12 protein-coding genes and 2 pseudogenes are annotated in these 9,849 nt (G+C 58.0%); 10 read left to right on the top strand and 4 right to left on the bottom strand.

What is annotated here, in order from left to right; translation table 11 throughout:
- The coding region (locus tag EN808_RS25535) for a leucine zipper domain-containing protein (RefSeq protein WP_245474027.1) at positions 1-122 on the bottom strand (122 nt) is incomplete at its 3' end.
- Positions 123-560: 438 nt separating this feature from the next.
- Positions 561-842 (bottom strand): DUF2285 domain-containing protein, encoded by a 282-nt coding sequence (locus EN808_RS25530; RefSeq protein ID WP_063169301.1) that lies wholly within the window; start codon positions 840-842, stop codon positions 561-563.
- A 115-nt stretch (positions 843-957) separates the two neighbouring features.
- On the opposite strand from EN808_RS25530, the gene EN808_RS25525 reads away from it, so the two are divergent.
- On the top strand, positions 958-1,191 hold the full coding sequence (locus EN808_RS25525; protein ID WP_082826573.1) for a helix-turn-helix transcriptional regulator: 234 nt from the start codon (positions 958-960) through the stop codon (positions 1,189-1,191).
- 438 nt (positions 1,192-1,629) lie between these two features.
- Here EN808_RS25525 and EN808_RS25520 read toward each other — a convergent pair whose 3' ends face one another.
- Positions 1,630-1,896, bottom strand: a complete 267-nt coding sequence (locus EN808_RS25520) for a DUF2285 domain-containing protein (protein WP_063169299.1) — start codon at positions 1,894-1,896, stop codon at positions 1,630-1,632.
- A gap of 109 nt (positions 1,897-2,005) precedes the next feature.
- Here EN808_RS25520 and EN808_RS25515 point away from each other — a divergent pair, with 109 nt between their 5' ends.
- From EN808_RS25515 to EN808_RS25480, 9 genes and pseudogenes are all read left to right on the top strand, one after another.
- Entirely contained in the window at positions 2,006-2,224 is a 219-nt protein-coding gene (locus tag EN808_RS25515) for a helix-turn-helix transcriptional regulator (RefSeq protein ID WP_029354714.1), read from the top strand.
- Positions 2,225-2,881: 657 nt separating this feature from the next.
- Entirely contained in the window at positions 2,882-3,826 is a 945-nt protein-coding gene (locus EN808_RS25510; RefSeq protein ID WP_082826572.1) for a DMT family transporter, read from the top strand.
- A complete protein-coding gene (locus EN808_RS25505) occupies positions 3,823-5,805 on the top strand; it encodes an argininosuccinate synthase-related protein (protein ID WP_063169298.1) in 1,983 nt (660 codons plus the stop codon). Before EN808_RS25510 ends, EN808_RS25505 begins: the two co-directional genes overlap by 4 nt.
- 221 nt (positions 5,806-6,026) lie before the next feature.
- Positions 6,027-6,254, top strand: a complete 228-nt coding sequence (locus EN808_RS37675) for an aminotransferase class III-fold pyridoxal phosphate-dependent enzyme (RefSeq protein ID WP_263485461.1) — start codon at positions 6,027-6,029, stop codon at positions 6,252-6,254.
- A complete protein-coding gene (locus tag EN808_RS37670; RefSeq protein WP_063169297.1) occupies positions 6,215-6,463 on the top strand; it encodes an aminotransferase class III-fold pyridoxal phosphate-dependent enzyme in 249 nt (82 codons plus the stop codon). The genes EN808_RS37675 and EN808_RS37670 overlap by 40 nt, the downstream gene beginning before the upstream one ends.
- 308 nt (positions 6,464-6,771) lie before the next feature.
- A pseudogene (locus EN808_RS25495) lies at positions 6,772-7,006 on the top strand (aldehyde dehydrogenase family protein); the annotation flags it as partial.
- 68 nt (positions 7,007-7,074) lie between these two features.
- Positions 7,075-7,730 (top strand): annotated as a pseudogene (locus EN808_RS25490) (IS630 family transposase); the annotation flags it as partial.
- 101 nt (positions 7,731-7,831) lie between these two features.
- Positions 7,832-8,491 carry a hypothetical protein gene (locus EN808_RS37175; RefSeq protein WP_063169296.1) on the top strand — a complete coding sequence of 220 codons (660 nt, stop codon included), beginning with the start codon at positions 7,832-7,834 and terminating at the stop codon, positions 8,489-8,491.
- Between the two features lie 144 nt (positions 8,492-8,635).
- Complete coding sequence (locus EN808_RS25480) at positions 8,636-8,836, top strand: hypothetical protein (RefSeq protein ID WP_244514237.1); 201 nt, start codon at positions 8,636-8,638, stop codon at positions 8,834-8,836.
- A gap of 307 nt (positions 8,837-9,143) precedes the next feature.
- On the opposite strand, the gene EN808_RS25475 is transcribed toward EN808_RS25480, so the two are convergent.
- The gene (locus tag EN808_RS25475) at positions 9,144-9,842 is read right to left on the bottom strand and encodes an OmpW family protein (RefSeq protein WP_063169295.1); all 699 of its coding nucleotides are present in this window, start codon (positions 9,840-9,842) and stop codon (positions 9,144-9,146) included.
- Positions 9,843-9,849 lie beyond the last annotated feature (7 nt).

The following is a 9,849-nucleotide window of genomic DNA, read 5'->3' as shown; positions in this document are numbered from 1 at the left end:
ATCTTGGCCGACACGCCGTAGACACGCGCCGCATGGGCTTTGGAGAAAGCGCCTTCTATCACCGACAGCGCCATCTCCTCTCGACGCAGCGGTGTGAGACGGGCATTCTTATGGATGTTCATTCGGACCCTCCGGTGAGTGCTGAAGCTTGGTAACTCCAGTCTCCCCGGTCCGGTCCGAATGGACAACCTCCCGAAAGCTCACAGCTAGTCGTGCGGTTATATAGTTTCCGAGGATGGCCCGCTTGCATACCTGCCTGCCGGTAATCTCTAACCCTTGACTTAGGGCGATGGCTATCGGTTATGCGGCTTGAAAGCGAAGAGGTGGACCCTTCGTCGAGCGCCGGTACGATATGGAGTGCTGCTCCGGGCTAATACCCATCCAGACAGAGCGGAACCTTCTATCACGTCAGACGCTCGGACAGTTGCCAAACCCCGATTTCCTGGGAACTGAATTGTGCTCGCCACCGGGTCCATTTTGCCGGCGCGTCTGTGGTGCAGGCCCCGATCAGCCTGACCAATGGCACAGGAACGCTTCTATGACCGAGCACTGCGAATTTGTCAGCTGGCGAACAATTCCTTGTAGCCGCTCGTCACCATCCAGTTCGCACGGTCGAGATGACTACGAAGCGCCTTCCTGGCGCGCTCCGGTTCAAGTGCCGGATCAATGCCGAGGATCAGTTGGGCCATTTCCTCTTCGGGCGCCTCATCGGCTGAGGCGTCCAGGAGCCTCATATAGATGGTAAAGTGCGCCCTGTCGTAGGCGGTAAGACGGTCAGACCAAGGGACTTCGTCGAGCAGTGTTGAGCTTTGAGTCCTATCTGTTCCCGTTGATTGATTCATGTCTGCCGCGAACCTCGCATGTTGATCGCTGGATCCAAGGCAGAATATCCCAAAATGGGATAATCCGAAACGGGGATTAGTCGCTGAGCCGGTCTCTACCTGCCGGTTCACCTAAATGCCCAAATCTCTTCGATCTCCCCGCCACCAGCGGTTTCTGGCCCAGTTGATCTCACTGCGCAATGTCAAAGGGCTGACGCAGGCGCAGGTGGCTGAGAAGCTTGGTCGTCCGCAATCTTTCGTGGCGAAATATGAGGGTGGCGAACGGCGTCTCGATGTCATTGAGTTTCTCGACGTAACTGCGGCCCTCGATGCTGATCCGTGTGAGATTCTGTTGAGCCTGCGCACGTAGTGGGCGCCCGCGCCCATCACCGCGCGTGCCGTGTGCCGGTGGGTCGAGCCCCGCTTTTCTTGGCTCTGGCGTCTCGACCATTCCGCTGCGCCTCCTAGCGCGTCGTTAGACTCTCGCAATTCGCTCTGTTTTGTGCCTTTCTCAGCAGGTGGCGCCGCATCCTTCTAGGCCCGCCGCGGCGTCCCGCAACCCTTAGCCAGCTGTGAGCTTTCAGTAGGTTGTCCATCCGGCCCTTCGGATGCGGTGCGGCTCAGACGGCGGACCCGTTCCTGTCATGATTCGCCGCCGCACCCATTCCTGGGAAGCAGCCATTGGCGAGCGGAGGACAAAATGATGAGACAGCGAAGCGCTGGGCCATCCGCGCTGTGGTGATACGTCGATGCATGGCGGTTGCGCGACTTCGTTGCTTGAAGCGAAGCGACCGCACCGCCCATTTCGTCAACTGGCGAACAAATCCTTGTAGCCGCTCGTCACCACCCAGTTTGCACGGTCGAGATGACTGCGAAGAACGTTGCGTGCGCGCTCAGGTTCGCGTGCCGGATCAATGCCGAGGATCACTTTGGCCATTTCCTCTTCAGTGGCGTTGTCGGCCGAGGCGTCCAGGAGCCTCATATAGGTTGTAAAGTGGTCCTTGTCGTAGGCTGTAATGCGGTCCGACCAGGGGACCTCGTCGGCGAACGGCGTGTTCGATCTGGGCTGCAACATCGCTAATTCTATCTCCGGCCAATGGACCCGCGAAGCCCTGTGCCTGCTAAATGTGGATTACATATTATAGTTGATAAACTCAAGCCGCCTGATCCGCTGGCTTGCGTGCATGGATATGCGCAAGTTGGTCGGACGGAATGTGCAGAGGATCAGGCAAAGGAAGCGCCTGACGCAGGAGCAGCTTGCGGAGATTTCCGGGTTCAGTCAGCAGTACATCAGCGGCTTGGAGAAAGGCCGAAGAAATCCGACAATTATCACGATCTATGAACTGGCATTGGCCCTCGGCGTCAGCCACATGGATCTGGTTCGGCCCGACAAACAGGCATGATACACCCGCCCTCCAAGTAGCTGGCCGCCTGATGGCGCGCGCCGGGTGCTCGTGAACCCAGGCTTTTCTTAGGGTCCCCCGGCAGCCCCTGCCATTTGGCTCGCCCTGGCCCGGCGCACCCTATTGGACAGTCGGCCGCTGCGGTTTTTGTCAGCCTTTCCTGGGGCGGTCGGCATTGCCTTTTAGGCCCGCCGCGGCCTCCCGCAACCTTCGCTCTCGCTTCAGGTCCTTCTCTTGGTTACGATCCTTCGGATGCGGTTCGCCTCTTTCAGCGGGCCTAATCGCTTTCTGCCGCCCACCCCACGGGGACAGCCACGCGAGACTAGTATGGAGCGTTGCGGTTAGCGCACGAACAGCAAAGGAACTGAAAAAACAGGCAACTGTCGAAGCATGGCTGAACCAGCCATCGTGTCGGCATCTTGGAGCCGCGTGTTCGCCTTGAGGCCCTGCCGGTAGGATCCCTGCAGTTGAAGTCATTGTCGGCATTCTGACAACAATGGACATGAACCGCCGAACTATCAAGGCGACCAGGTTGTTGTCTAGCAATGGTTTTCCGAATCGGCACGGCACTTGCGTTACCAAAAACAAGTACGCCGCGGCACGGATCGCCCAAGAGGCTGAACGACCTGATCTGTTTGACCCTCGCAGCAGGGGTGGATGGCTAACACAAAGGAAACTTTGAAGGTGGACGTTTTCGAAAGTTCTCCAATACCTGTCAGGAAAACACGGACGCCATCTTTCTCGGTGGATCTAGCCTTGCTGGGAGTCGCATTCGTTTGGGGGGCGAGCTATCCGGTCGGGAAAGGCGCACTGTTCTACGCGCCGGTTTCGATACTTGTTCTTTATCGCTTCCTGATTACTACGATCATTACGGCAGTGGCTGCAAGACATGAGATCGCATTGGTCTCCTGGGGCGATTTCATCCGCGGCTTCGCATTGGGAACAATACTTTTTTGCATCTTTATTGCTGAAACTTACGGCGTTGCATCGACAAGCGCAATGAACACGGCCTTGATCATATCGCTTTGTGTGATTTTCACGCCGAGCATCGACTATGGGCTATCACGGCGACTTCCACCTACGGGCATTTTGGCAAGTGCTGCCATAGCGTGCATCGGTGTCGGCATTCTCACTGGCGGGATCAGCAGGTTCAGCCCGGGTGACGCGCTTGTCTTGGGGGCCGCGATTCTGCGAGCGGTTATGGTCGTTTCCACCAAACGCCTTCTGGCCGGCCGGCAGATTTCATCTGCAGCCCTGACGGCCATCCAAGGATCGACGGTGGCAACACTTACTTTCGTTTTGGCCGTCGCTCAGTTCGGAATTTCAGGCCTTGTTGTGAGGGCCACCCTTCAGTTTTGGGGCGCTGTTGCCTTCCTTGCACTCTTCTGCACCCTCGCTGCATTCTACATTCAAAATGCCGCAGTGAGAAAATCCACACCGACACGGGTTGGCTTCTTGATGGGAACAGAACCTTTTTTTGGTTTCGTTCTAGCGCACCTTCTTCTGAATGAGCCTTTGACAGTACCGAGCTTGATAGGCGCAGGCCTCGTCCTCGCTGCGACGTTTGCTGGCATCTGGTTTGAGAGCAGGACATCCAAATGAACCCCATCTTGGCTTCCACCAAACCCGCCATCGGCGGCATTTCGAGTTTTGAAGATCTGGAGGCTTTTCCGGACCGAACCGCACCAGTTGCAACCATGTTCAGCGGCGGTCTCGACAGCACCTATCTTCTCTACAAGCTGCAAAGCCTTGGCTTTGCGAACATTGAAGCTGTCGCAGCGGATGTCGGAACGCGCATCGATCAGCCTTTGTTGGAACGGACGGCAGCCATGTTCGGCGCGCGCTTTGTCTGCCTCGAAGGGCGGGATGCCTTTGTCGAACAAGGCGTGAAATCAGCCATTCGAGCCCACGCCAAGTACCTTGGCATCTATCCGTTGAGCAGTTCGTTGAGCCGTCCCATAATCGCATCTTTGGTTGTTAATCATGCTAGGTCAATCAACTCACGGCTGGTTCTTCATACAGCAAACCTTTCTCAAAACAGTCTTCCGCGCCTTAACAATAGCATTAAGCGCTCAGGATTTTCCGGCAACTTCGGCAGTCCGTATGAATGCTCTGTGATATCCCGACAACAGAAGACCTCCGACCTGTCCAAGTGTGGAGCGACTTTTGTGGCGGACCGCACGTGGAGCGCGGACGAAAACCTCTGGTGTCGGGAATTCGAGTCGGGGCCTTTGGAAGATCCCGAGAACTTTTCCATCCCCGAGGAGGCATTTGCTTGGACGCGCCACATTCCCGCAGAGCAGCCGGTAGAGATCAAACTCGGGTTTGCAGACGGAAGTCTCGTGTCAATTGATGACCGTGATGTTGCATTGGTCGACGCAATCCCGTTCCTGAATAACACGGTCGGCAAATTCGGGCACGGCCGCTTTGTCGGGCTTGAACACATCACAACCGGCCAAAAGGTTCTCGAAGTCCGCGAGGCCCCTGCCGCGGCCATTATCTTCGACGCGCTGCGTCACCTCGAAACCGCTTCTCTTGACGTGGCATCAATCGTTTTGAAGCAAGGGCTTGAGCAAGCCTGGTCCCAAGAGGCGGTTTCAGGTGCATGGGGCAGTACTATTCACCAGATGTGCGAACGGGCCATTGCATCCGCCCTCGAGGGCGTTAGCGGGAGCGTCAGCTACATAGTCGATCACACACGCTTTTTACCTCGGTCGATCCGAGCCAGGACGCCGAGATACATTAGGGACCGCGACCTTTGGGAATACCAAGCCGCAACCCACATAGCGTTGTCCAAAGCGTTCCGTCCTCGCCAAGTCACCAAAAGGGAGACACCCGTGGAAAACAACGCACCCCAGGCGCCGGCCAACCTCAGTCAACAATGCACTGACGGTCTGGTGACAAATGGATGGTGGTTTTCAAAAGGCGAGCGCGCCGAAGCCTGCTTTGGCATCGAAATTGATGCAGCCTGGAAGAACTTTGCTGACCATTGGAATCGACTTCTTCTCGATGAATACATGCGTGACGGCGGAACATATCGTTACCGGCGCTATAGCGCTTTTGAATATGACGCGACTGACGGAATCTTTAGGCTCCTACCCCACGCCCCCTACGAACAATCAAAAAGTGTCAATCATCTGAATGGCGGCTTCAAGCGCCACTTCGAGCCCCTTGAAAACTCCTTTATAGACCATCCCGTCTTAGAAAAGATTCTGACAGGTTTCTGCAGAATTCTATGTGAAGCCGCCCGACATGATCGTTGGAATATCAAGATCCATCCCTACCGGATTGTCGCGCGCGATGGTGTAAATGGCAAACCGGCACCCGAGGGCCTTCACCAGGACGGGGTGGACTTCATTGCTTGCTATATGATTGGGCGGGTCAACGTCACCGGCGGCATGAGCATGATCACCGACGCCTCAAAGGAGTTCCTCGGCGAGGTCGAAATGAACTCCCCGAATGATTTTGTGATCTGCAACGACCGCGAAACCTTTCACGATGTATCGTCGATTGTGGCCGAAAACCTGAAAATGCCGTACGCTTATCGCGACGTCCTTGTGATCGCCTTCGAGAAATTATAACGCCCAGCGCGCCGAGAGCATTTTCAACAAGGTTCAATACTGCTTGGTATCCTCTCGGGTGTTCCTGGTGCGGGAACAATGCAGGATTAATTTCTTGCATCTAAACACCTAGATAGCAGTTTCGCCTCTCTGGTATGATGGTTTTTGGCCTCGCGGATCTCGCGTAATACGAATGACCGTGGACACCCCCGATCTTCGCAAGAAAGTGAGAAATTATCCTCATGCTGTCCGACGAGGTGGTCTGCGGCTTCGGAGGCACCGGGAACTGGTTTGGTAGCCAGACATTTGGGATGGAACCGGACATGCTCTCGATCGCCGGGGGGCTTTCATCCGGTCACCTGCCCATTGGCGGCGTCATTATCTCGACAAGATTTATCAATGCGCCGCTGACGAGGCCCACAAGGTCGGCGTGTTCGGTCACGGTTTCACCTACTCCGGTCATCCGGTGATAGCGGCCGTCGCCGCCGAGGCGATCAGGATCTACAGCGAGATCGATTTCGTGACCCAGGCGCGTCGTCTCGGCGATCACTTGCATGGAGCCCTCGCGGACGCGCTCGGCGACCATCCGCTTGTCGGTGAAGCCCGCGGCCGCGGCTTCATCGCGGGGGTTCAGATCGTCGAGGATCGTGCGCCCGTCGCGTCTTCGCGCCCGAGCTGAGGATCGGCGATGTCGAGCGGCGGTGCCGCGAGCACGGCGTCATGATCCGCAATATGGGAGACGTGCTTGGAATCTGTCCGCCCTATATAATCACCGAAAGCGAGATCGACCCCTTGGTTGACGGCATTCGTTCTGCACTCGACGGCGCCGCTGCTGCGAATTCCCGGGTCGGTCGGGTGGCATGAGTTCCAGCATTAAGACCGACTGCTTCACTTCAGTGGATATTATCGAGCAAACGCTCACCCGAGGGGTGCACTTCATCCGTGTCCGGTACAAAACGTCACCCATGTCTCAGGTCGGGCACGCCGCTCGCCAACGACACCGAGTTCGGCCTCGCGGCCTACTTCTACACCGGCGATCTCGGTCGCGCCTTCCGCGTGATGGAAGGACTGAAGTACCGGCGTCAATGAAGGCCTGATCACCACGCCGGAGGTGCCGTTCCGCGGCGTCAAGGAATCGGGCCTCGGCAAGGAAGGCGGCCTCCAGGGCATCGTGGATTATCTCGACACCAAACATGTCTGCATCGGCGGTCTCGGCGTCTAGTGGTTCCCGCCTGACATAGGAGTCCAATCAGAGATTCCCTTTCTGGCCTGCGCGTGCGAGTCTGGCGCATGCGCACAGGAAGATCGTTCACCGTTTCGTCGGCCGATCGCGTCCGTCTGACGGCGCTGATCAGGGATCGCAACGCCCCGCAAAAGCATGTCTGGCGCGCCGAGATAGTGCTTTTGCCCGCCGACGGCGTCGGCACCGGCGAGGTCATGCGCCGCATCGGCAAGTCGAAGACCGACGTCTGGCGCTGGCAGGAGCGCTTTGCCGCGGAAGGCTGTGACGGGCTGCTGCGCGACAAGACGCGACAGTGGCGCATTCCGCCGCTCGGTCCCGATGTCGGCGAGCGCGTCGTGGCACTGACGCTTGCCGATCCGCCGGGCGAGAGGACCCACTGGACCGCCGACATGATGGCGCAAGCCGCCGCAATCAGCGCCAGCGCCGTCAGGCGCATCTGGAAGGCGCATGGTCTCGCACCCCACCGCTGGCGCCAGGTTCAAGCTCTCCAATGATCCGAAGTTCGTCGACAAGTTGCGCGCCGTCGTCGGCCTCTATCTCGATGCGCCGGCCCATGCCATCGTTCTGTCGGTCGATGAAAAGAGCCAGATCCGGCGCTCGACCGCACCCACCCGGCCTGCCGATGAAGAAGGGGCGGCTCGGTACGATGAGGCACGACTACAAGCGCAACGGCACCACCACCCTGTTCGCCGCCCTCAACGTCCACTATTGTCCCGTTGACGAGAATATCATCTTAGTTGCTTGTAAAAATTTGTTCTCCACTTCCGTCTCCATCGTATCTCAGTCAACGCGATGGAGCAGGAAATGACTACAAACATTGTGAAACTGGAAGAAGGCAGGGCAATCGGCTCTAATCGTGACGTGCCGCTGTCAGATCATGAGGCGGAAGCCCTAGGGCATCTTGCGGTGGCGCTGAGTGGCATTTCGACGACCATTCGGTCCGCCGCCTACAAACACGCGCTAAACTCTAGTCACGCGATGAAGCCCCTAAAGGAGACGGAGGACGCGCTTACCGACTACGACGCCTTGGCGAGGGCGGCGGGCCGAAAGCAGCCGAAAGCGGCGGAGGAGGACGACAGGAAGGGGGACGCCCTAGCGAGAGAGGCCGCCGCACAGGTCAGCAGGGTCGATCAGACCCGATCTTCCCGCTGGAGCAGACCGCGAAGGGTACCGGTGGCATCAACGGACTACGTTCGGCAGGTGGTCATGGCAGATAGTCAGCTTGGAGCAGTGTCGGCACTGGTAAACGCGCGGCGAGTGGCTCCAGAACGCTTCCATGCTTCTGTTCCCAGTGTAGATAATAATCCGGATGCTCCGCTTCTGACCTCTTTTTCGGACTATCTGAGCAGGGTGTGCGGACTGGAGTCAAAGTCCCGCGAAGGCGTTCTCCTGGGCAGCCGCCGCTTTCTGGATTGGTTCCATCACCACCATTCCCGGCCAAGCCCTCGGCGCGTTGACGGCTGAGCATGTCCTTGCCGCTGTCGAACATCGGCTGTCACTATCGGCGACCTCCGGTACCCGCACCGGCAGCAACTTCTCACATCGTATTGGGCTGGCCACCACGACCAGAATCTCGCGCGCGTCGTCCCCAGGACGCCCCACTGGCGTTTGGCTCATCTAACCCTCGAACTCGGCTACGGCCCGTCGACGGTCTTCTTCACATGGGTCGGATTCGACGAAATGGACGAGGTCACAGGCGACGGCCATGCTGAACTGCTCGACGACGGCTCCATCGACATCACCTTCTATCACAACGGCGACGAGGCAATCCTCAAGGCCAAACGGGACACTTCTTCAACGGCCTGCTAGGAGATCCGTGTTCGCCTTGCGCTGACAAAGAAGCTCACACATGACGTCCGGGAGACGATGCTGGCAAATGGTCTGGCTGAAGCATTCCACCCACAATACCAAAGCCCGTCCCGATCCAAAGCGCTTCTAAGCACTCCACCTCAGGCGCAAGGCCGGTTGGCCAGTGCATCTTCTTGGTCCGCCGGAAGAGAACCCCGCCCGACAATAGCTTCATGAGGTCTTGCGCTGCAGTGTCGACCGTAAAAAAGGGCGCGCGAGGCGCCCTTCATTTAAACCGGCAGTCGGGAAGCAGACTTCACTCTGATATTCAAAAGCGGTAGGTGACACCTGCGCCTATCAGCCAGGGATCGAGCTCCGCCTTCCCCGTCAGCTTCGCGCCGGTCACCGTGACGTCGAAGTCCGGCTTCAGGAAAAGCTTCTTCACGTCGAAGTTGAGGCCCCAGTGCTGGTCCACCATGTAGTCGAATCCGACCTGCAGCGCCGTGCCGAACGTGTTCTTCACCTTGAGAGCATCAGCGCTGCCAGTGTCCTGGTTGTAGAAGATCGTGTAGTTCACGCCGGCGCCGACATAAGGCTTGAACGCGCCGAGATCGGTAAAATGGTACTGCAACGTGAGTGTCGGCGGCAGCAGCCAAACTTTGCCGATGTTGCCCAACCCTCCGATCGTCCCTTGGCCCGCGATGTTGGCATAAGTGGTACCGAGTATGAGTTCGGCGGCGATGTTGTCGGTGAAGAAATACGAGATATCGAGTTCCGGCGTCACCGTGTCCGAATACGAAAGACCGGAGCCGGGAAGCGTATCAACGTAGCCCAGATCTTTCGTAACGACGCCCAACGCCCGCAGGCGGACCTGCCAAGGGATTGGCGCTTCGGTGACCGAGGCTCCCGTCTCCGCCAGGACGGTCTCTGCTTGCGCAGGCTCCGCGGCGACGGCCTGCTGTCCCACCATGATCAGGGCCACCGCCGCTGCTGTTGCCCGCGCTACGCCCATTCGCGTTCTCGCCATGAGATTC

The sequence above is a fragment of the Mesorhizobium sp. M8A.F.Ca.ET.165.01.1.1 genome (genome assembly GCF_004792065.1).
GTDB lineage: Bacteria > Pseudomonadota > Alphaproteobacteria > Rhizobiales > Rhizobiaceae > Mesorhizobium.
This window is presented reverse-complemented; position numbering and strand designations above follow the sequence as displayed.

Excerpts from the sequence above, each read along its gene's own strand:
- EN808_RS25530 (WP_063169301.1), bottom strand. The coding sequence starts at position 842 with ATGAATCAATCAACGGGAACAGATAGGACTCAAAGCTCAACACTGCTC.
- EN808_RS25525 (WP_082826573.1), top strand. The coding sequence starts at position 958 with ATGCCCAAATCTCTTCGATCTCCCCGCCACCAGCGGTTTCTGGCCCAG.
- EN808_RS25520 (WP_063169299.1), bottom strand. The coding sequence starts at position 1,896 with ATGTTGCAGCCCAGATCGAACACGCCGTTCGCCGACGAGGTCCCCTGG.
- EN808_RS25515 (WP_029354714.1), top strand. The coding sequence starts at position 2,006 with ATGGATATGCGCAAGTTGGTCGGACGGAATGTGCAGAGGATCAGGCAA.
- EN808_RS25510 (WP_082826572.1), top strand. The coding sequence starts at position 2,882 with ATGGCTAACACAAAGGAAACTTTGAAGGTGGACGTTTTCGAAAGTTCT.
- EN808_RS25505 (WP_063169298.1), top strand. The coding sequence starts at position 3,823 with ATGAACCCCATCTTGGCTTCCACCAAACCCGCCATCGGCGGCATTTCG.
- EN808_RS37675 (WP_263485461.1), top strand. The coding sequence starts at position 6,027 with ATGCTGTCCGACGAGGTGGTCTGCGGCTTCGGAGGCACCGGGAACTGG.
- EN808_RS37175 (WP_063169296.1), top strand. The coding sequence starts at position 7,832 with ATGACTACAAACATTGTGAAACTGGAAGAAGGCAGGGCAATCGGCTCT.
- EN808_RS25475 (WP_063169295.1), bottom strand. The coding sequence starts at position 9,842 with ATGGCGAGAACGCGAATGGGCGTAGCGCGGGCAACAGCAGCGGCGGTG.